Below are 20,419 nucleotides of genomic sequence, written 5' to 3'. Positions count from 1 at the left end.
CGCACTTCAACAGCACGTATCGGAAAAGCGCGAACCTGTTGCGAACTGCGAACAGCCTGAGTCTGGATGTGACCCTTGGTTCGGGAATCGCATTTGGTTTTGTCCACGCGATTTTGAGTCAACCGTTGCAGGGCATCCAGATGCTGGCGCTGATGGTGGCGGTCTGGTGTGCTTACACGGCAGACCACTTGCTGGACAGCATTCGTCTGGTCGAAGGGATATGCACGCACCGCCATTCCCTGCACCGCTCCCACTTTGCGGTGTTGGCGGGTATCATCCTGGTCTTGGCGTTGCTGATGTCGATCTTCCTCATCGCATGGAAGCAGTGGAGCCTGCTTGGGTTTGGACTGCTGCTTGGCAGCCTCACCAGCGTTTACCTTTACATCGTGTTCAGGTGGGGTCGCAGCGCCGGGTTTTGGCTCCAGAAAGAAGGGGCGGTTGCAGGGATCTACACCTTGGCTATCTGGGGTTTTCCCATCTGGCAAAGCGGGCTCTCTCTGGAGCCCGCCACCTGGCTCGCGATGATCGTGTTTTTCCTCGTGGTATGGGCTGATATTCTGGTCATCGCGCTGCATGAGCGTGAACAGGATGAGATTCAGGGCAGTGTGTCCTTCATCCGGCAGATCGGACCCGAGCGCGCGCTGCGCTGGATCCGATTGCTCCTGTTGAGCGCGGCTTTGGGCAGTGTATCACTGCTGTGCTTTTCGAGCTCATGGTGGCCAGTCACGGGAGTCTACCTGTTGATGATCGGTGCAGTCTGGCTGCTCAGCTGCCAGCCGCCATGGTTGATCCGGGAAGAGCGGTATCGTTTGGTTGCAGAGTATCTGATGTTTTTACCCATTTTGATCATGCTTCAGCGGCTGTTTATGTAAATTCCGCTAGTGTCGGACGTGCAGGATGCAGAGGAACCTGGGGGAACATGCTCAGCGTTTTTTCCCGGGAAGGTCTTGTCCGTTTTGGTGAAGCACCAGTTGAGTTATGGCTCCTTCGGAATTTCGCTCAAAAGTGATGCGCGCGTCCACTACCTCGTAAAAGAATTCATCCGGACCCGATGCGTAGATGGGGAAGCGTGGCTGTCCTGTCGCCTGAGCGAAGACCTGAGCCTCACTGACGGAGATCGTGATGACGAAGGTTGGCGCAAGCTCGTAGTCGCCCTCCAGGCCTTTGAGTTGCTCCGGTGTCAGTGTGATGCCTTTAGGTTTTGACTGGAGGCTGCCGAGGGGGTGGCGTGGTGCGTGCAGTTCCTGACCTGCCTGATGCAGCGTCAATGCACGGACCTGATCTTCAGCGTCGCGTTCGAAGCTTAGCCGTGCTGCAACCCCTTCGAATGCAAATGTATCGTTTCCTTGTGCAGTCAGTGCGAAGCTGGGCTGTCCCGTCGCCTGAGCACGGAGTTCTCCCTGTTCTCCCTGGAAAACCGCGAGAATGAATTGCGGTGCGAGCGGATAGTCTCCGACGAATTCGTCGAGAGAAAGTGTCTCCATAACGGAGTTTGCAGTCGGTTCATGCAAAATGCCCTGAAACCAGCCAAGCCCGATGTCGGCGACCTCGACATCCCGAGCGGCGAGGATGGTGATACCCCGTTGGGTATCTGGCTGTATTCCGATGAAACTTCGGTAACCCCCCGTGCCTCCACCGTGCCAAAAGACGGGAGATCCCTCCACCATGCGGATCATCCAGCCATAGCCCATGGCATCTGCTCCTCCAGTCTCGGCCCTGGGTTCCATGGTGCTCACCCAGGGTTTATTCCCAGCCAGCATCGCGCGCATGAATCGCTCCATGTCTGCAGCAGTGCTGACCCAGGCTCCAGCGGGACCGTAGGCGTCAAATCGCCAGCGTGAGGCGACTCCTGCAGAATGGTGACCTGGTGCGAGTCTGGAGGTGTTTGCACTATCATTGTCGGTTCCAGAGTACCAGGTTTCGGTGAGTTGAAGGGGGGCAAGCACGTGCTGCCTGAGTGCGACAGGGTAGGAGTGATCGAGTTCCGCCGCAACGGCTTGTCCGAGCACTGCAAAACCGAAATTGGAATAGCTCCATTTGTCGGGAAGGGCTTTGCCTTGCGCTGCAGCAATGGCTTGTTGGAAGGAATGGTGCAGGTCTGCAAGGCTGAGTTTGGCGTAAGGATCCTCCATGTTTTCAAATGGGAAATCTTCCGGCAATCTTGGCAGGCCCGAGGTGTGGGTCGCCAGCATGGCATAGGTAACAGGGGATTGCGCAAAATCACCTCCGATGGCGTCATCCCAGTTCAGCTTACCGGACTCAACTGCGTCTGCGGTAAGCAGCGCGGTGAAAACTTTGGAGATGGAACCGAGTTCAAAGGCGGTGTGCACATCTGGCAGGCGTTCTTCTTTGGCAGACCAACGTCCTGCTTTTGCCAGCTGCGTGGTGTCTCCCTCGACGGTGATGGCGATGATCGCACCGGTTTGATTGCCCGCCCAACGCTCGAGTTCGTGCTGAAGAGCCTTGATCGAGGAAGCAGGATTGCTGGCCAAAGCGGCGGTGGATGCGAGGAGAAGCAGAATGCAGGGAGTGAGTTTCATGATTTGTGGATGGTTGTTGATTGAATGTTGTTGAGCTGCTCTGCTGGAGCGTTCAGTTCGTTTTGAAGGGATTCCAGCTCTGCCAGGCGGGGTTGAAGTTCCTTTTGAATGGCGTTCTGGTTGAGCTTCAACACCCACCAGTCCACCCAGCCCGTTGGAAGGAGTATGAGTGCACCGACAGCCCAGCGCGCCCAGGTTGGAAAGCTCTCTGGAGCATAGAGTATGATTTGCGCACCAATGAGAAACGAGCACAGTGCGAGGGGCAGGATGTACCACCAGAGCACATGACGCAGCAACCAGATCTGATGCCTGACCGCTTTAGCCGTTCGCTCAATCTCGACAGCGAGTGCCTCGCCTTTCGGGGTAGCGCGATGGTGCATGATGAGCCGGTCAACGAGAAAAAAGGATGCGACTGCGATGGGAAGAGCCGCCGCCATCCAGGCGGGCCAGGTCGCTGCGGCCCCTTCGGTACCGGCATCGAGAGCCACTTTCCCGAAGATGAGACTGACCACGATGCAAGCGGCGACTTCACGCAGATCCCTCCAGAAAATCTGGCGGGAAAACGCGCGACTGGTGCGCTTCACACGAGCCGGTAGGGATTTATCCAAAGGGAGTTCATTCTGGGCTTGCTGCTGCCATGCCTGTTGAAGGTCTTCAAATTTCATCACTTACCTCCTCTAACAATTGGGTGAGTCGTTTGCGGGCACGGTTCAGGGCCACACCGATATGGTTTTCCGTCATGCCCGTGACTTCGGAAATCTCGCGATAGCTGAGGCCATCGAGTGCGAGTACGATGAGGGAGCGCTCAGTAGCGGGGAGCTGGCGAACGGATCGCATCAGGGAATGCATCAGGTCGCTTCGATCCTGTTGGCAGGCCGGGTTGTGGTCCTCGCTTGTGGCGACTTCGATGGATTCGGGTTGGTTGACAACACGCGCTTCCCGGCGGCGCTGGGTGCGACGCCAGGTGAGGGCGGTATTGAGGCAAACGCGGTAGATCCAGGTGGAGGGTTTGGCCTGGTTTCGGAAACGCGGCACGGAACGCCAGAGCTGCACTCGCATTTCCTGGAGCAGGTCTTGCTCATCGACGGGTTCAGGTGCGTAGGCACGACTCAATTTCTGCAGAATCGCTCCGTGCTCTTCCATCCAGTCGGCAAAACATTGGGTTTGCTGATCAGTGAATATCATGAGTTTGCTCTATCAGTGGCCGCTCGCACGGGTTTCCTTACAAAATGCAGATGAATTTCGAGCAAATTTTTTGAGGAAATGAAGGGGAGTGCCCCAAAGTGACTGGAGTATTCCTGCATAGCGCAGTCAGGCAAGGTGGCAGTATTCGACTGAGTCGAACGTCTGGGCAGCATGGCCTTGCTGCCCAGGAAGCAGGGATCAGTTGTCGCGATCCAGCTCATGGAGCTGTGCGATGATCTTCACCAGTTTGGCTCCTTTGGAGGTGAGCGAATACACTGTTCGCGGAGGGGATTCGTTGAATTTGGTTTTGTGCAGCAAACCGTAGGCAGTGAGTTTTCGCAGGCGTTCGGACAGGATCTTGGTGGAGATTCCAGTGATGGATCGTTCGAGTGCTCCGGGTCGGTCCGTTCCGTTTCATCTGAACTTCGGTGCGGAACTCGCTGCCCTGAAGTAGGCCATTCGGTGATCGCAACATGCCCTCCCGCGACCGTGCCGGAGGCATGGTTGTTTCCCAAAATGGAATTGTGCATGAAGGAAAGCGTGGAGCGCAGCCCACAGGATGGGGTTATGGAGCTGAGCGAGCATTTGCAAACATCCACAGTCTTTGGTGCTGCATCTGGCATCCAGAAGCGATTCAATACAGATCGGCCTCGGATGCTTCTGTCGGAGGCTGGAACAGGTGGACGGGAATTTCGGCGTTGATCCGAATGTTCGTGACCCGGATTTCCACTTCGTATGCCGGAGTGTGCCAAGTGAAGGTGTGGGCCAACAGAAGATCGCCAAAGGGTTGGTAGTTGCCATACTTCAGGCTGATGATGAAACTGCCCTGCACACCCGCATCCATGACCGATTGGATTTCACTGAGCAAGCCAGTCCGGGGGTCGAACCACCAGGTTTCTTCTTCCCCGTTTTTGTCCTTGAGCAGCAGCTTGGTAAGGTTGGGATCGCGATGCTCCTGAATTTGCGCATAGGCGTAAATCCGATCCATGGCAATCTCGGGAAAGATGACAGAACTCTTGCCCATTTGTTCGAACTCGGTGCCCTGTAATCCCTGGGTCCCCATGAAAGGGTTTTCGACCCAGGCTTTTCCATGGGCAAAGCAATTCTTGATGGTTCCCACGTCTGGAATTTCCAGAAAGAGGCCAAAAATCTCCCCATCCTGAATATAGATGGTGGCAGGGCCAAAAATTTCTCGCTCAGGCATGTCCCAGGTTCCTTCATAAATGATGGAAGTGATGTTGCGTTTGGATTCGGCTCCTCCAGTGATGCGGTTGTAACGCTCGATTACGGAAAGGGCTTCAGGGCTGATTTGGGCGATGAGAAGAACGGGACTGATGGAGAGAAGAGCCAGGGCAGCGAACAGACGGGCAATCTTCATGAGTCGGGCAGATGTGACAGTGTTTTTGGATAAGCGGTTAATGCATTCGATGCAATTTGGAATCGGCGTCAACTGCAACTGGCTGTTGTATGCCTTCGAAGTGAAATTTGCGGATCCAGGGTACGGACGACAGAATTGCAGGCGAACCCCTCAGGGTAGCAGACGGCGACCTCCAAGCTGGATCATGCGCCAAGCGTCCCGAATTACCTCGTAGATGCTGATGATGGCAATGATCGACAGTACCACGCGTCCTGAAGTGCTGACGGTGCGCGTCAAGCGGTCGAGCTGTTCAGGGTGTGATGTGGACTCGTTCACCATCTCAAACAGCGGCGTTACCGATTGCAACTGCAGGGCAATTGCCGCTGAGGCAAGGGCAATGACTGCATGTAGCGCTAGGGTGGTCGTGCTCCAGTGTGGTCTGAGGATCATCAGTGCATACAGACCCATCGAAGCGATCAGGGTTGCATTGATCCATGGCAACAGCGTCGCGGCGGATTCCACCAGATGGAAGCGGATCACGGTGGAGTTCGAGATTTCAGAGACGATTCCGGTGAGCAAGCCATTGATGAATAGCAGGAATATACCGGTGAAGATCAATCCGGCGATGGAGTCTGCGTAGGGTTCCAACTCCCATCGTTTGGCGGGGTCTGGAAGTTCTTTGGGGTTCCATTGTGCAAGGCATTTGCGGGCGTTGAACTGTTTTCCAAAAAAATGAAATACGAGGGTGATCGAGGCGAAAGCAAGCAGACTGGAATGCAGGATGTTGCCCGCAAGGCGTGTGACCGAAATGGACTGTGCACTGCTTTGAGAGGAGAAAGCAGTCAACATCTCGAGCAGCACATAGATCACCGTCAAGCCGATGATAGCGTAGTGAACTGTCAATTTGTAGAGCGGAAAGCTGTCCTCATCAATCAGAGTGCGACGATCCTGGTAGCGCATGGCAACGAGAGCTGGGTGTTCGCGTGTTTTGAGCCAGTTCAGGGTTTCTGCTTCGCTCAGATCCGATGCGGGTTTACCTGTGTCGGCTTCGAGTGTTTCCTCAAGCAGGGTATGCAATTCCGAGGCGATATCGTCACGCTTGTGGCGTGGAAGGTTGGTTTTGATCGCGTTGATGTAGGCGTGAATCCAGTTCATGATGTCGATGATTGGGTGAGTTGTTCAAGAGATTGACGGATGCATTCCCATTCGGTCTGAAGTTCCAGAAGCAGGGCATGGCCATCGGGCGAGATGGTATAGTAGCGGCGGCGCCGTCCTTCGTCGGAAGCATCCCAGCGACTCTCGAGCAGCCCCTGTTCTTCGAGGCGGCGAATCAGTGGGTAGAGCGTTCCCTCGTCAACCTGCAGACCTGCTTCACTCAGGCGCTTGCGAAGTGCGTAGCCATAGGCTTCCTGTTGCAGTGCGGTTAAGGCTGCCATGACCAGGCTGCCTCGTCGCAGTTCCATGCGCATCTTTTCAAACCGGGGAGATACCATATGTCGCATACTATGCAACGCACACTATGCGGTGTCAAGTATGGAAAGGCGATTAAACGCATCCGGATCACCTCGCGGGCAGTCGGGCAACGGTGTGCCTGAGTTGGCAAGGTAATCGCAAAGGCTGCAATCCTCGATTTATACCAATGATTGTTTCAGATACTGAACCCAGGGTTTGACAAAACACCGTTCGGCAGAAGCCGGACGGAAATTTCCTATTCCAGCAATCCGGCAAAGCGCATCCAGTCCTCGGCGCGGTCGGGCCAAGTGGTGACCGGATTTGCGGTGCGCCGCAGTCCGTAGCCGTGACCGCCCTCCGGATAGACGTGCAGTTCGACCGGAACGCCTGCAGTCTTGAGCGCCATGGCATAGGCGATGGAACCTTCCACGCGCACGGGGTCATCCATGGAAATCGAGATGAAGGTGGGCGGGGTCTGTTCCGTTGGAGTCACCTCGCGGTGCAGTGCATCGGCGTTGTCTTGGTCCACCAGGTAGGCGGGATAGATCAAAACGGAAAAATCCGGGCGAACGGCAATGCCTTCCAGGGCGGGAACTCCCTCGATTTCAGGAAATGTTTCGGTATTGCTCAGGGTTGCGGCGAGGTGTCCGCCTGCACTGAATCCGAGCACACCCACTTTTGTGGGATCCAGATTCCACTCAATCGCCTTGGAGCGAATCAGTTGCATGGCGCGTGCAGCATCCTCAAGTGGAGCTTCATGCGGCGCCCGTCCCTCACGGCGCGGGACGCGGTACTTCAACAGCACCGCATTGACCCCGATCGAGTTGAGCCATTCGCAGATTTCGCTGCCTTCGAGGTCATTGGCCAGAATCCAGTATCCACCGCCTGGGCAGACGAGCACGGTGGTTCCGGTATTGCGCGATGCAGGTGCGGGATAAAGCGTGAGTGTGGGATTGACGACATTGGTGAGGCGGCTGACATAGCGCCCGTCGACACGATTATCCTCGGGCGTGGTCTTGTCGTATTCTTCGCGGTCATACTGAACCGACTCGGGTGCCCCGTTTGGCCAGAGCGGAATGGGATCGAGCGGGGCGGAGTGCGATGCACTGGAAAGGAATATGCTCAGGCACAGCGTTGCGAGAAGCGTGAAGGGGCAGCGTTTCAGATTCATTGCAAAATGGGGATAAACTGACTTGAAATGGACACTCCACTTTTGATCCACATTTGGTTTTCTGGCGAGCCTGAATTGTGCAAATCTGGACGGCGTGGGCGCTGGTACTTGAGATCGAAAAACGTTTAAAGAACTGACCAAGTTGTTAACCCCAGAAGTCACAAGATCACAGGAATGTGTAACTGAAGTTTGTGTTTATCAGCATTTCAGGGACGAAAAACTATAATCGGGGTAAGTCTCCTTGAGGTTCAACTCGTCAACGTCGGTGACGCAAGCTCAGGATTTTCCGCAGCATTTTTTGTATTTGAGACCACTGCCGCAGGGACAGGGTTCGTTCCTTCCGATTTTGGGGGAAGCGTAAACGATGGGACGTTGAACGGGCATGCGCGAGAGTGGGTCCGGATTGGGATCTACCCATGAAGCGGGAGGGAGGTATTCGACGTCTTCGTCTTCCCAGTCGTCCTCCCAGTCGCCTTCCTCTTCCGTTTCTTCGCGAAAACATGCCCACCATTGCATCTCCGCATGAACATCATCGATGTAATGCAAGGGTTTGCTGTTAAAGTAGGACGGTTGTCTTCCAAAAAGCTGGTCCAGTGCCTCTTCGTAGCCCATGACGGACGGATCTGCCAGGTGGTGTTCGTAGGCAAAGCGCACTTCCGGTTCAAACTCCTGAAACTGGAAATCACAGACGGTGTCCACGATGCCATTCCAGATGAAACTGTCCTTTCTCTCCAGACCCTCTTCAAAGAGGTATTTCAGGTATGCCTTGAACTCCGGCTCGGGTAGTTTTTGGTGATAATAGTGGATGACGAGTGCTTCCAGTGCGCAGTTGCGAACATACTCATTTGCCTGAGCATCTTCGATGATCTGATGGAGCAGGTGAGGTTGTTCGATAGAAAGGGATGCCAGAATGCCTGCGAGAGTGGTGACTTCATCATCCAGCAGTTCTTCCACATCCGGAATTCGGCAGAGTTCGATGAGGGTCGGCAGGAACGAACTCTCCCGGAAATAGGCGAGCAGATACAGGGCATATATGTTGAGCATATAGTTTGCGTCATCGCAAACGGTGTCGAATTCCTGGATGGACCATTCGATGGATCGTTTTAGATCGTTGATCACCAGGGATGGATTTGCGATGGCACGATCAATTGCCGCTTTCGGATAGGGTCGGGAAAAATACTCGAGCGGTTTCAGGATGTCGTGAATTTCGGGCTTCATGCGGATGACTCTGGGAAATGGTTACGACAATCTAGCGACCGGATGATCGGAAACACAACCTCTGAAACGCAGAGGATCGTTATGCTGCTGAGGAAACACTGGAAGGAAGCGAAGTGGGAATCATTGCACAGGAAAGTGACACGCTTTCATATGAATGACTTCGTCTTTCGTTGATTTGATGGGTGCTGCGCATAGGGTGTTCGCATGAAACCTGTTCGAACCCTGTTCACCCTGTCTGTTCTTGCAGCGACCGCTTGGAGCGGTTGCTCCCGCTCATCCCTTCCAGAGGAAGTGCCTGTGCTTTCACGCCTCTCTGTGGAAGGCACCCAACTTGTCAACGAGGCGGGTGAACCCGTTGTTCTGCGCGGTGTCAGCTATGGGTGGCACAACTGGTGGCCACGCTTCTACAATAAGGAAAGTGTGAAGTGGTTGAAGGACGACTGGGGCGTGGATGTCGTGCGTGCGGCGATTGGAATTCACCTGGAGGAACCGGAGCTGACTTACAATGAAGAACCGGAGCGTGCCGTGAAGATCATTTCCAAGGTGATCGACGGTGCCATCGAACATGGCGTGTATGTGATTATCGATTTCCACAGCCATGAGCTTGAACTCGAGCTGGCAAAAACGTTCTTCCGACAGATGGCAGAGCAATACGGGCAGTATCCCAACATCATCTACGAGATTTTTAATGAACCTGTGCACCAGAGCTGGGAGGAGGTGAAGGCGTATTCCGAAGAAGTGATCGCCGTGATCCGCGAAATCGATCCCCACAATGTAATCCTGGTCGGCAGCCCGCACTGGGATCAGGATCTGCACCTCGTCGCCGACGACCCGATTACGGGCGCGGCATCTCACAACATCATGTACACCTTGCACTACTACGCGGCAACGCATGGTGACTACCTGCGTGAGCGTGGGGACTATGCCCTGAGCAAGGGTATTCCGCTCTTCATTTCCGAATCGGCTGGCATGGAAGCCAGCGGAGATGGTCCCATCGATCTTGAGGCGTGGAAGGTCTGGCGTGACTGGGCTGAGGATCGCAAGATCAGCTGGATTACCTGGTCGATTGCGGACAAGAATGAAACCTGCTCCTTTCTGCTGCCCAGTGCCGCCAGCAAGGGGGGGTGGAGTGCAGAGGATATGAAGGAATCCGGTCGTCTGACCCGTCAGCTCCTGCGCGAAAAAGCGGGTCTGGAGTGAGGGGCGGCGAAGCTGACGCAGTGCTGGGACTGGAACATCGTTCAGCTGCGCTTCACTGGATGGACTGGCGGTGCCAGTCCAACAGGATGCGCTGTGCGCAACAGGTTTTTCTCTTTTTGTTCACCTGGCACACGAATGATTGTTTCAGATACTGAACCCAGAGTTTCACAAAACACCGTTCGGCAGATGCCGAACTCAAAATGCTCCGATAAATCGGAGCTGCAAAAACCCCGACGAGTCGGGGACATAAAGCTTTTTGGTGCGGTGCAACGTGGTAAGCACGATCAACTGTTGGTGCATGCCGCAGAGCGGCCGTAGCGTAGCAGAAATGGCGAATGAATGAGGTTGAATGGCGGAGCGATGGGATTCGGAGATCGTAGTTTGAAGATTGGATGGATGGGTCCTTCGGCTTGCTCAGGGTGGGGCGGCGTCCGCCCTACGGTTTGCTCAGGGTGGTGAAACCACAAGCGAACGCCCTACGGGGGGAACTGGGAGAGGCCATTATCTGTGGCAATCTGAAATCTGCGGTAGAGAAATCGCGTCCTGCGGACTCTGTGTGTTTTGTGCCTTTTGTGGTTGAAGTTTTTCATCTGGATTGAGCCATTGTGCAGCGATGCTGCGATGGCGAATGAGAAATGCCTGATGGCGAAGGCTGACGCAGTGCTGAGACTGGAACATCGTTCAGCTGCGCTTCACCGACGTTCCCGTATGACGAAAGGAATCGGGATTCCGGCGAAGCCGGATCGAGAGAGTCCTTCAGGACGAACGGTGTGTAGTGAAATCCTGTGTTCAGTATCTAAAAAATCATTCGTATGACTCATCGATCTGGACACAAAAAAGCGGTGCAGCGTGAAATCCGGCGCACCGCTTTTTTCGGTCCTCAACGAGCCATGCTTAGCGCTGCACGCTCGGTTCGGGTCCGAGATAGCTGGGCAGCAGGCGGCCTGTGTCGATCAGGATTTTTTGCAGGGTGACGCCAGCGTCCAGGCTGTAGATGCGAACGGTGGTGGGTCCGGCTTGCGTTACCTCATGTGTCGAACGACCCACCGCTACCGCATCGCTCACACGCTTTGCCCAGACGGCATCTTCATTGTCAAAATCGGCGGTAAACTCGACCACCTGCGGCTGCTCATCACCGATGGCCACGGCATAGCGCAGTCCGTGCCCGGGCAGGAATGGCCAGCTGGGTGCGAGCAGGGCCTGTACTTCGAAGGTGCCGGTAGACGTGAAGGTGACATCATACTCCAGGCATGGAGCTTCGCGTGGGTTGTCAAAATGGCGGTCACTGATCGGAAATACAGACATGGAAGCCTGGGTGCGCCCGTGATTCTGGATTTTTTTCCATTCGAATCCCTCCTGTGGAACATGGCGATGGTAGTGCGGGGCTTCGATGGAGACGTAGCCATCCGCTTCGAGATAACCCTGCGCACGGGCAAGCAGCTCGGAGAGGTGGCGCTTGGCCTGCACGATAATGCGCGGACGCGAGTAACCGGGACCCCGGATTTCGATGAAGCCGCGATGTGTCCCCTCGGGCAGTGCATTCCAGTCAATACTGACTTTGATCGACTGCTCGGTATCGATTTCAGCGGCAGTGTGGCTGAGCCTGATCCAGGGTTCGCTGGCGGTAACGGCATAAGTGAAGGATTGGGTGCCACGATTGAAAATCAGCAGGTCTCGTGTGGATTTGCCGACTTCATCAAAGTGCAGTGCGTAGGGACCTGGATTCGGTGCTGTGCTTTCCGGACTGGAGGGCCAGGCAGAGGAGTATCCCTGCACGGCAACTCCCATTTCTCCGTAGTTACCGGGATCGTAGGTGGCAAGGGCGGGCAATTGATTGCCCTGAGGGCTTTGCCAGTGCAGGTAGCCAATGTGGGGCTGGTCCATGAAGTGGAACCACTTGCCGTCGTTGAGAGCGTGGTACTGGTCGCGCAGTTCTTGATCGTAGGCGAAGCTGGCGCGAGCCTTGTCAGCGTAGGCATTTGCATTGTATCGACCTTGGGCAGCAAACATACGGTTTTTGCCGATGTTGATATTCAAACGCGTGATATTGGCGGCGAAATGCACTGGGTGCCAGACCAGCTGGTGATAGGCGAGCTGATGCTCAGCAGGGATCTTTTCCCGGAGGGCATCCGCGCGGGCGACCATGTCGTTGAGTTCTTCCAGAACGCGGTCTGCTTCGTCGTAGTGCAGCAGGCTGTAGGTATCGGGTTCCTGCAGTTCAACCGTGCGGCGACCATTGTGGCGGGAGTAATCGGTGATCAATTGATCGATGGCTTTGGCATGCTGGGGACCAAATTCCCGCTCCGCCCAGGTTTGGCCAAATTCTGCGAGATTGCCTGCATTCCAGCGCTCAGGAGACCATGCCATGCGCAGGAAGAACTCAATGGGAAATTCATGGGTTTTGAGACCGCCCACGTTCACGATCCATACCTTCGTGGCGTCGAAGTGGTAGGCCAGATTCATCTGCTCCCACATCTTGGCGATGGGCATGGCGTTGTGTCCGCGCCAGCAGCGCGGGCCACCGACGTAGTCAAAGTGGTAATACACCCCGGCACCTCCTGGACGTTTGCGCTCCTCCGGGCTGGGCAGTCGGCGAATGTTGCCCCGGTTGTCATTGGTCCAGAGCAGGATGATATCGTCGGGAACGCGCATGCCGCGCTCGTAGAATCCCTGAACTTCCTTGTAGAGCGTCCAGACCTGTGGCACTTCTTCCACGGGCTGATCAAAGGTATCGTCGATGATCTGACGCTGAGCATCGATGATGCTCTCCAGCAGGGCGATGTTTTCCCCCTCACTCATGGCCGTGTCCTCGCGTCCCCGCATGCCGAGTGTGATGAGGCTGTCGTAGGGTTTGTTGCGCTCGACTCCACCGCGCCAGAACCGGTTGAGATTTTCCGCATTGGTGGAGTACTGCCAGGGACCTTGACCGTAGATGTCCCACTCCTTGTCGGCGCGCATCATGGGTTCGTGGTGGGAAGTGCCCATGACGATGCCATATTCGTGTGCCACAACCATGTTCAGGGGATCATCGTAATTGAACGCATTGCTCCACATCGCAGGCCACAGGTAGTTCGCCTTGAGGCGCTGCAACAGGTCGAAGACGTGGGAGTAGAACTCATGATTGTACTGACCGAAGTTTGCATGCACCCAGTTGGTCAGCGCGGGTGCTTCATTGTTGAGAAAGATGCCGCGGTATTGCACCACGGGTGCATCCTGCAGGCGAAGATCACCACGAACGTAGAGGGTATCCGCCTTGCGAACAGGAACATCTGCCCAGAAATGCCAGGGCGAAACCCCCATCTTTTCGACCAGATCGAAGACTCCGTAGAAGGTGCCGCGCCGGTCGGCGCCAGCGATGACCAGGGCGCGCTTGACCTGTGGCAGTGGATTTTCCACGACTTCAAGATGGTAGGCATCCCATTTTCCCACCACATCGGACACATCAATGGTTCCCGATGCAACAAGCTGGTCGATGAGGGAGCTGTGTCCCACTGTGCCGATGATCACCGCATAGTCCCGCAATTCGGCTGAGCTGTGCGCGATCACCGGTGCGGTGCCAGTGACGCGTTCGATATCCTGACGCAGCGTATTGACCACGCGCAGCACTCCAGTTTGATCTTCGGTGTCGACGTAGAGTTTGGCGCGCTCGGAAGTGCCGATGATGGGCAGGGCAGAAGCGTCATGCTCATGCAGCACGTAATTGGGATCACCCAGCGCGTGCAGTGACGGTGCGAGCGAGCAATAGCATCCCGCGATTGCGACCCATCGAAAGAGATGCTGGACCCGTCGAATGAGTCCTCCAGATAAGAATGTATTCATCAGTTTGCCTTTGATTGATCCGATTGAAGTATTCAGGACCCTGTCTTTCGGAGACAGGGCAACTTTCGGCAAAGGGGGAGTTTGCGGGTATTGCTCAAAAATTGAGTGCTTTCGCTTCGGCTGCAAGACTATCCGGAAAAAAGGTGAGGTGGGGACGTTCCTGCTCAGGCAAAAGGGTCTAGGGGAGTGATGCCTTCAATATCCAAAAAATCCTTCACATTTTCGGTGAGAATAATGGGGATTCTTTCACGGTTCATCAGGGCAGCGAGTTGACGATCAAAATAGTGTTGTCGAGTTACCTTGCCTGCGACGCAAATATCCAGTGCCCGATGAACGCTCTCAAGTGTGAGCGGAAGTACGTTCAGTCCGCGCAGGCGGGACAGTGACCGGATCTTTTCCCTTGCTAGTTCGGGACTGTTCGGTGGCTGTGTTTTGGGACCCGTGAGATTCGGATACAGCTCAGCCAAATTTTGCACAGATATGAACAAGGCCACCTCTGGACGGTGACGAAGTGCCAGAACCTCGCGTGCCCGAGCATGTCGAGAATCTCCAGCGAGAGTGGCGTAGAGCAGTACGTTCGTGTCGATAAGTATTCGGCCCGAGAGTGCCTCAACGCGCATAGGTTTCCTCCCGACTGAAGCTGCCTTCAAAAGATCCTCCAGAAGTCACGATCTCATCCTCAACACCGACATGTTGACTCAAAAACTCTTCCAGTGCCATCTCGATGATTTGACTCCGCGACCGGCGCTCCTGCTTCCCAAAGCGGTCCAGTGCTTCGGCAACTCTTTCATCGATTGTAGCACTGATATGGGATTTCATAACAGTGAAATGTTAGGAAATGTCATGCCATGTCAAGTTTCATGAATGACGAGGAATAAACGCAGGCGAATGATCCAAACGCGTGAGATCAGTTCGTTTCAAAGTCGACCTTGAACACCATTGCAATGTCGTTGAAACGCGCGGCTTCGAGTGGCTCGATGCTGAGGGACTCCGCATGTTGTTCCCATTCAACGGGAAGCTCGTCTCCAATCAACTGTAGGTTTTCGATCTGGCGTCCGGAAGGGTTCCATCCGAGGGCTTGGAGCGACAGGGGTTGGCGAGGTGCGCCCAGGACGATGATGTAGAGGTGGTGGCCGTCTTTGCTCATAGTATAGCGAACATCCTCAGCGGTAAACGGCTTGCCCTTTCCTTCATTAAAACCCTGGTCTCTGAGTTCCACTCCCTCACTGGCCGGCCCTTCTCCGAACACCGACCAGGGCCTTGTTTCGTAGATGGCTTCACCATGAACGTTCATCCACGATGCGATTTCATGAAGAATGCGGCGTTCCTCCTCATCGATCGTGCCGTCTCCGCGGATGGGCACACTGAGCAGCAGATTTCCGTTTTTGCTCACGATATCGGCCAGCATGTGAATGACAGTGCGGGCGCTCTTGTAGGTTTTCTGTTCATAGACGGATCGATCGTAATGCCAGTGGCCCAGGCAGGTATCGGTTTGCCATGCATAGGGCAGGGTGGTTGTGGGAACACCGCGTTCGATGTCCCAGGTCAGGCATTCCCGTTGGTCGGGGGTAAGGATTTTGGCAAAGAGCACCCCAGGGTCGGTTGTGGGGTTGCGAGCCAGGTTCTGATTGTAGAAATGGGCGGCGATTTTCAGTCCTGCGTCGCTGACGGGCCAGAGTGGAAGTGCAGTATCGTCGAAGTAGAGCAGATCGGGGCTGAACTGGTTGATCAGATCCATGGTTCGATTGTAAAACCGCTCGCAGTAGGCCTGGTCGGGCAGTACCGCTCCGTTGTCCCAGTTCCAGCGCGAATGAATGGAAAGGGGGTCTTCAAAATTCGGACTGGGTGTGTGGCGCTGCTCGTAGAGATCCTGCGGGTCGAGACCGTCCCACCAGGTTCCCTTCCCGTCTTCAGCGGTCAGGTTTCCGTCATAGGGGATTCCTGCCAGGGCACCCTTTTTGTCAGCTCCCTGGGAAGGTTCATACCAACTCCAGGCATGTGCGGCATGCACACTCAATCCCAGCTTGAGTCCGTGTGAACGCGCGACGCGAGCCCACTCGGCAATGATGTTGCGTTTCGGTCCCAGGCGAACGGCGTTCCAGGGTTGGTATTGGGAGTCCCAGAGGTCAAAATTGTCATGATGATTGGCCATGGCAAAGAAGTACCGCGCCCCTGCTTTCACATACAGCTCAAGCAGTTCATCTGGATTCCACTTCTCGGCCGTCCATTGGTGAATCACATCCTTGAACCCTGCCACCGATGGATGACCATAGGTATCGCGATGAAAGGCGGTGACGTTGGTTCCCCAGGCAGGGCCATCTTCAAAATAGAGGTGTCGCGCATACCAATCGCCCTGCTCTGGTGCACACTGGGGACCCCAATGTGCCCAAATCCCGAATTTTGCATCCCGAAACCATTCCGGCATCTCATACGAAGCAAGGGACTGCCAGTCCGGTTCAAAGGGTCCCGGTGCGATGGGTTCTGCTGTGGTGGAAACGATCACGCTCGGGGTTTCTGACGACGAAACGGAGTTTGCGTAGCTGCCTTGCAGGATCGCAACACAACTGAGAACGAGAAGGGGGAGTCGGCTTGTCATGGCTAATCGGGGAGTTGGGGTGAGCGAAGTGAACCCGGCGTGTTCGTGTCAATACAGGGTGTCAGCGATCAAAAACGTTTCACGACCCCCATGCCCGTTGTTGGATGAATGCAGTGATGATCCGCTGGCGTGAACAGAGATCTGCCCGGCGAAGCCATAGGGTTGCACAAAGCATCCAGCTTTTTGCGGGGAAAGGGTCGGGTAACTTCTCAAAGCATATCATGCATGCAGTCATCCGGCAATCGATCTGTTTGACCGGTGAATGGATATTTTTGACCTTCATCATTGCCGAGGATCGTCCACTGGCACCGCAGACGTCTGGGCCTCGATCACGCATTTGCTCGGCATGATGGATGGTGCAGCTCAGTTCCGCTCCGCATGGGGTGTGCGTTGCCGGATGAAATCGAGTGCCTCCCAGGCGGAGGCTCGTTGGGCACCGTTCTCCGTCGCACGGGTCAGAAACTGCAACGCACGATCCCGTCTGCCCGCGTGCAATTCTTTAACTCCCAGGGTTGCAAGCAATTCGGGGTCGTGCTCTCCCCGGTCATAGGCAATGCGCAGCGTCTCAAGGGCGTCTGTCCGATGACCCGCAAGGCGGAATGCGTCGGCCTGGATTCGTGCGATTTGCGCTTGTGTTGCTTCTCGAAATGCTACGGGCTTTGCCGTCAGTTCACTGCCTTCTTGCAGTCGATACTGGTCGTATTTCCCCACCGGTCGGCGGATGTAGCCTTTCAACATTTGACGCATGGCTTCAAACGACATTCCAAAACACTCCTGAAACAGAGCCTCACTCAGTGGTTCGGTTTGCAGACGCAAGACGAAGTCATGGAGCGCTGCTCGAAACCGACTTGGATTCCCAAAAAGGCACAGGTGTACAAAAGCATAGGCTTGTTTGGTCCAAAGCGGATGCACGAGTGGATTACGGGCTTCCGGGTCGTCTGCTTGTACCGCGAAGAGTGCCTGCATGGGCATGAGTGCCTGTCGCCTCAATACGGTGTGAAAGGGGCGATCTCCGATGTAGGCATTGGCGATGTACCCGCCGTTATTTGCAAGGGTGAGTTCCGATTTGTATCTCGAAAACGAACTGGCGATATCCACTGCGCCATTTCCAATTGGAGGCGATGTCGCTTCGCCGAGCAGCATCAATGCTCCCTTGCGGTTGTCAATGTTACCAAAGCGAATCACGTGTTCCTCGAACTCCAGATCCATGATCAGTTGGCACATCGCCTCCATGAACCACGCCGGAGTTGCAGCCGTATTGCCAGGAGGGATTTGATAGCGGAAATACTGTCGGAAGAGCTGCCGCTTCGATGATACTTCCAGTTCCCTGACTCTTGAACCCTCTTCGCTCAGGGTCGCAAGTCCAGAGATTTGAAGGTATCGTGTGCTCAAATCGAGGACGATGACCGCAACCTCCGAATCCCGAAGCAGATAGCTGGTGATTCCGGTTTCGAGCGACTCTCCCTGCGGAACGAAACGCCTGAAATCGTTTCGGCTGCCACAGAGGACCAATGATTTGCCAATGTGCGTGGGTTCCGGTGCGGGGCGAACGATGGCAAGTGCTTGACGAAAGCACTGAAATGCGGTGAGCAGCTCAGTTGCCCTCGTTTCCGAACCATTGCACAGCACTTCGAAATCATCGACCACTGCATACCGCCACGACTCCGCATCGGGCAGGTCCGGTTTGCCCTCAATGACATATCCTGGCAGCTCGACGATGGCCTGCTCCGGGGAGGCGTGCCCGGTTCCCTGCATCGCTGCAACCACAAGCATGCTCATCAGGCGAATGAAACTGGAGTCGAGGTGAGGCACTGGTAATCGTAGAAATGCTAGCAGTGGTCAGCAATTGAGGCAAGAACGATGCGCGTGCTGGTATTTCCAGAGCGTGACATCTACCTGTTATTTTTCTTCCAACTTGGCGTCTTGAGCGCCATTTATGGTTTAAACAACCGAATTTTATTACATCGGTTGGCGAATGCCAACCTAGAAGGCCTATGGCCCACAAAACGCTGTTCCACAGCGCCAACAAGCTTTTGAGTCCCCGACCACCTCACTGAAAACAACGAACAACTCCATGCAAATGCGCAAAAATCCTCACCCCCTCCCTTGATCCGCTTCACTCACACCTCCTTAACTGTAGCCGGATTCGGGAGAATTCGGACCGTCGTTGCAGTTCAAGATTCCAAAATTGTGAATCATTGAATCCTTTTTACATTCCCCTGAGTGAGGGATGCTCCGCAGGGTTCGCCCATGCCTTGAGGCAGATCCAGAGTTACCGGAAACGAACCCACAAGAATAGGGAAAATCTTTATCTTTTGCCTCTGCCCCTTCGGATTTACTCGCATCTACTCGAACACTGTTCGTCGGGAGCCGCCGTTCCACCCCACCATGCCCCTCCTCCCACGGAATCATCCCCCGTAGCGTAATTTGTAAAAATATCGACTCCTAGACACTCGAAAACCTCATCGGTTCGACCTTTCCCAGTAACAGGTTCAAGAACTACCCACAAGAAACCTGTTGCGCTCAGCGCATCCTGTTGGACTGGCCCGGCCAGTCCATCCAGTGAAGCACAGCGAAACGATGTTTCAACTCCAGCAGCGCGTCAGCATTCTCAAACACTGACCACCCAAAGCATCGATTCTTTCTAAACCACAGATTTCGCAGAAAACACAGATAGGTTTTAGTCGAGACCCATCGCCCATTCCCCAACTCCGTTCTTTTAGCATCTTCTCTCATTGCGATTCCCCTATCTTGCGTAGGGCTCCCGCTTGTGTCGGGTGCCGCCGTTCCAACCCGCCATGCCCCTCCTCCCAAGGCATCATCCCCCGTAGCGGAATTTGGAAAAATTTCGACCCCTGGAGACTCGAAAACCTCATCGGTTCCACCTTTCCCAGCAACAGCTTCAAAAATCACCCACAAAAACCTGTTGCGCACAGCGCATCCTGTTGGCCTGGCACCGCCAGTCCATCCAGTGAAGCGTAGCGAAACGATGTTCCAGCCTCAGCAGTGCGTCAGCTTGTTCCATACAACCGCTGTTATCCAACACCGTTCGTCCTACGGACTCTCTTGATCCGGCTTCGCCGGAACAGGATACACGTCGTCCCTCCGTGTAGCAGGTTCAAAAACAATCTCTTTTGTTCCGTAGCGGAATTTGGAAAAATTTCGACCCCTGGACACTCGAATACCTCAACGGTCCGACCTTTCCCAGCAACAGCTTCAAAAATCACCCACAAAAACCTGTTGCGCGCAGCGCATCCTGTTGGACTGGCCCCGCCAGTCCATCCAGTGAAGCGCAGCTGAACGATGTTCCATCCTCAGCAGTGCGTCAGCCTGTTCCATACAACCGCTGTTATCCAACATCGTTCGTCCTACGGACTCTCTTGATCCGGCTTCGCCGGAGCAGGATACACGTCGTCCCTCCGTGTAGCAGGTTCAAAAACAATCTCTTTTGTTCCGTAGCGGAATTTGGAAAAATTTCGCTCCCTGGACACTCGAATACCTCAACCGTTCGACCTTTCCCAGCAACAGCTTCAAAAAACACCCACAAAAACCTGTTGCGCACAGCGCATCCTGTTGGACTGGCCCCGCCAGTCCATCCAGTGAAGCACAGCTGAACGATGTTCCAACTCCATCAGCCAATCAGCCTTGCCAGGCAAGACCGATATTGAAAGAACCATACCAAAACATTTACTAACCACAAGGTGTCAACTTTTGATCAGGACGAGAGACCTGTCCCATACCCTATCGCCTATAACCTATAACCACCCAAGCTAACACCGTTCGTCCTACGGACTCTCTTGATCCGGCTTCGCCGGAGCAGGATACACGTCGTCCCTCCGTGTAGCAGGTTCAAAAACAATCTCTTTTGTTCCGTAGCGGAA

At 54.8% G+C, this 20,419-nt stretch carries 15 protein-coding genes and 1 pseudogene; 2 read left to right on the top strand and 14 right to left on the bottom strand.

The genetic code is table 11. From position 1 onward, the window contains the following. Positions 1-38 precede the first annotated feature (38 nt). Complete coding sequence (locus ABQ298_06985) at positions 39-872, top strand: hypothetical protein (GenBank protein ID MEQ9824111.1); 834 nt, start codon at positions 39-41, stop codon at positions 870-872. Positions 873-923: 51 nt separating this feature from the next. On the opposite strand, the gene ABQ298_06980 is transcribed toward ABQ298_06985, so the two are convergent. The 9 genes and pseudogenes from ABQ298_06980 to ABQ298_06940 all read right to left on the bottom strand — a co-directional run bounded on the left by ABQ298_06980 (position 924) and on the right by ABQ298_06940 (position 8,923). Beyond that, a complete protein-coding gene (locus ABQ298_06980; protein MEQ9824110.1) occupies positions 924-2,540 on the bottom strand; it encodes a serine hydrolase in 1,617 nt (538 codons plus the stop codon). After that, complete coding sequence (locus tag ABQ298_06975) at positions 2,537-3,205, bottom strand: hypothetical protein (protein MEQ9824109.1); 669 nt, start codon at positions 3,203-3,205, stop codon at positions 2,537-2,539. Before ABQ298_06975 ends, ABQ298_06980 begins: the two co-directional genes overlap by 4 nt. Further along, positions 3,195-3,725: a sigma-70 family RNA polymerase sigma factor gene (locus ABQ298_06970; GenBank protein ID MEQ9824108.1), complete on the bottom strand. Its 531-nt coding sequence runs from the start codon at positions 3,723-3,725 to the stop codon at positions 3,195-3,197. Before ABQ298_06970 ends, ABQ298_06975 begins: the two co-directional genes overlap by 11 nt. A gap of 198 nt (positions 3,726-3,923) precedes the next feature. Further along, a pseudogene (locus ABQ298_06965) lies at positions 3,924-4,127 on the bottom strand (helix-turn-helix domain-containing protein). A gap of 232 nt (positions 4,128-4,359) precedes the next feature. Continuing rightward, positions 4,360-5,103 (bottom strand): hypothetical protein, encoded by a 744-nt coding sequence (locus ABQ298_06960; GenBank protein MEQ9824107.1) that lies wholly within the window; start codon positions 5,101-5,103, stop codon positions 4,360-4,362. A 150-nt stretch (positions 5,104-5,253) separates the two neighbouring features. After that, positions 5,254-6,237 carry a hypothetical protein gene (locus ABQ298_06955; protein MEQ9824106.1) on the bottom strand — a complete coding sequence of 328 codons (984 nt, stop codon included), beginning with the start codon at positions 6,235-6,237 and terminating at the stop codon, positions 5,254-5,256. Further along, positions 6,234-6,545, bottom strand: a complete 312-nt coding sequence (locus ABQ298_06950) for a PadR family transcriptional regulator (GenBank protein ID MEQ9824105.1) — start codon at positions 6,543-6,545, stop codon at positions 6,234-6,236. Before ABQ298_06950 ends, ABQ298_06955 begins: the two co-directional genes overlap by 4 nt. Before the next feature lie 245 nt (positions 6,546-6,790). Beyond that, positions 6,791-7,705 carry an alpha/beta hydrolase gene (locus ABQ298_06945; protein MEQ9824104.1) on the bottom strand — a complete coding sequence of 305 codons (915 nt, stop codon included), beginning with the start codon at positions 7,703-7,705 and terminating at the stop codon, positions 6,791-6,793. Positions 7,706-7,981: 276 nt separating this feature from the next. Then, positions 7,982-8,923: a DUF1186 domain-containing protein gene (locus ABQ298_06940; GenBank protein MEQ9824103.1), complete on the bottom strand. Its 942-nt coding sequence runs from the start codon at positions 8,921-8,923 to the stop codon at positions 7,982-7,984. Between the two features lie 204 nt (positions 8,924-9,127). On the opposite strand from ABQ298_06940, the gene ABQ298_06935 reads away from it, so the two are divergent. Next, on the top strand, positions 9,128-10,123 hold the full coding sequence (locus ABQ298_06935) for a glycoside hydrolase family 5 protein (protein ID MEQ9824102.1): 996 nt from the start codon (positions 9,128-9,130) through the stop codon (positions 10,121-10,123). 894 nt (positions 10,124-11,017) lie between these two features. Here the strand turns inward: ABQ298_06935 and ABQ298_06930 are convergent. The 5 genes from ABQ298_06930 to ABQ298_06910 all read right to left on the bottom strand — a co-directional run bounded on the left by ABQ298_06930 (position 11,018) and on the right by ABQ298_06910 (position 18,317). Next, the gene (locus ABQ298_06930; GenBank protein ID MEQ9824101.1) at positions 11,018-13,942 is read right to left on the bottom strand and encodes a glycosyl hydrolase 115 family protein; all 2,925 of its coding nucleotides are present in this window, start codon (positions 13,940-13,942) and stop codon (positions 11,018-11,020) included. A 164-nt stretch (positions 13,943-14,106) separates the two neighbouring features. Beyond that, positions 14,107-14,562, bottom strand: coding sequence for a PIN domain-containing protein (locus ABQ298_06925; protein MEQ9824100.1), 456 nt, complete (start codon positions 14,560-14,562; stop codon positions 14,107-14,109). Continuing rightward, positions 14,552-14,761 carry a ribbon-helix-helix protein, CopG family gene (locus ABQ298_06920; protein MEQ9824099.1) on the bottom strand — a complete coding sequence of 70 codons (210 nt, stop codon included), beginning with the start codon at positions 14,759-14,761 and terminating at the stop codon, positions 14,552-14,554. The genes ABQ298_06925 and ABQ298_06920 overlap by 11 nt, the downstream gene beginning before the upstream one ends. A gap of 88 nt (positions 14,762-14,849) precedes the next feature. Further along, positions 14,850-16,538 (bottom strand): alpha-L-fucosidase, encoded by a 1,689-nt coding sequence (locus ABQ298_06915; protein ID MEQ9824098.1) that lies wholly within the window; start codon positions 16,536-16,538, stop codon positions 14,850-14,852. Between the two features lie 363 nt (positions 16,539-16,901). Then, positions 16,902-18,317: a hypothetical protein gene (locus tag ABQ298_06910; GenBank protein MEQ9824097.1), complete on the bottom strand. Its 1,416-nt coding sequence runs from the start codon at positions 18,315-18,317 to the stop codon at positions 16,902-16,904. Between the last annotated feature and the right edge of the window lie 2,102 nt (positions 18,318-20,419).

The sequence above is a fragment of the Puniceicoccaceae bacterium genome (assembly GCA_040224245.1).
Classification (GTDB): Bacteria; Verrucomicrobiota; Verrucomicrobiia; order Opitutales; family JAFGAQ01; genus JAKSBQ01.
This window is presented reverse-complemented; position numbering and strand designations above follow the sequence as displayed.

Coding starts and splice junctions, on each gene's coding strand:
- ABQ298_06980 (MEQ9824110.1), bottom strand. CDS start 2,540: ATGAAACTCACTCCCTGCATTCTGCTTCTCCTCGCATCCACCGCCGCT.
- ABQ298_06975 (MEQ9824109.1), bottom strand. CDS start 3,205: ATGAAATTTGAAGACCTTCAACAGGCATGGCAGCAGCAAGCCCAGAAT.
- ABQ298_06970 (MEQ9824108.1), bottom strand. CDS start 3,725: ATGATATTCACTGATCAGCAAACCCAATGTTTTGCCGACTGGATGGAA.
- ABQ298_06960 (MEQ9824107.1), bottom strand. CDS start 5,103: ATGAAGATTGCCCGTCTGTTCGCTGCCCTGGCTCTTCTCTCCATCAGT.
- ABQ298_06955 (MEQ9824106.1), bottom strand. CDS start 6,237: ATGAACTGGATTCACGCCTACATCAACGCGATCAAAACCAACCTTCCA.
- ABQ298_06950 (MEQ9824105.1), bottom strand. CDS start 6,545: ATGGAACTGCGACGAGGCAGCCTGGTCATGGCAGCCTTAACCGCACTG.
- ABQ298_06945 (MEQ9824104.1), bottom strand. CDS start 7,705: ATGAATCTGAAACGCTGCCCCTTCACGCTTCTCGCAACGCTGTGCCTG.
- ABQ298_06940 (MEQ9824103.1), bottom strand. CDS start 8,923: ATGAAGCCCGAAATTCACGACATCCTGAAACCGCTCGAGTATTTTTCC.
- ABQ298_06935 (MEQ9824102.1), top strand. CDS start 9,128: ATGAAACCTGTTCGAACCCTGTTCACCCTGTCTGTTCTTGCAGCGACC.
- ABQ298_06930 (MEQ9824101.1), bottom strand. CDS start 13,942: ATGAATACATTCTTATCTGGAGGACTCATTCGACGGGTCCAGCATCTC.
- ABQ298_06925 (MEQ9824100.1), bottom strand. CDS start 14,562: ATGCGCGTTGAGGCACTCTCGGGCCGAATACTTATCGACACGAACGTA.
- ABQ298_06920 (MEQ9824099.1), bottom strand. CDS start 14,761: ATGAAATCCCATATCAGTGCTACAATCGATGAAAGAGTTGCCGAAGCA.
- ABQ298_06915 (MEQ9824098.1), bottom strand. CDS start 16,538: ATGACAAGCCGACTCCCCCTTCTCGTTCTCAGTTGTGTTGCGATCCTG.
- ABQ298_06910 (MEQ9824097.1), bottom strand. CDS start 18,317: ATGAGCATGCTTGTGGTTGCAGCGATGCAGGGAACCGGGCACGCCTCC.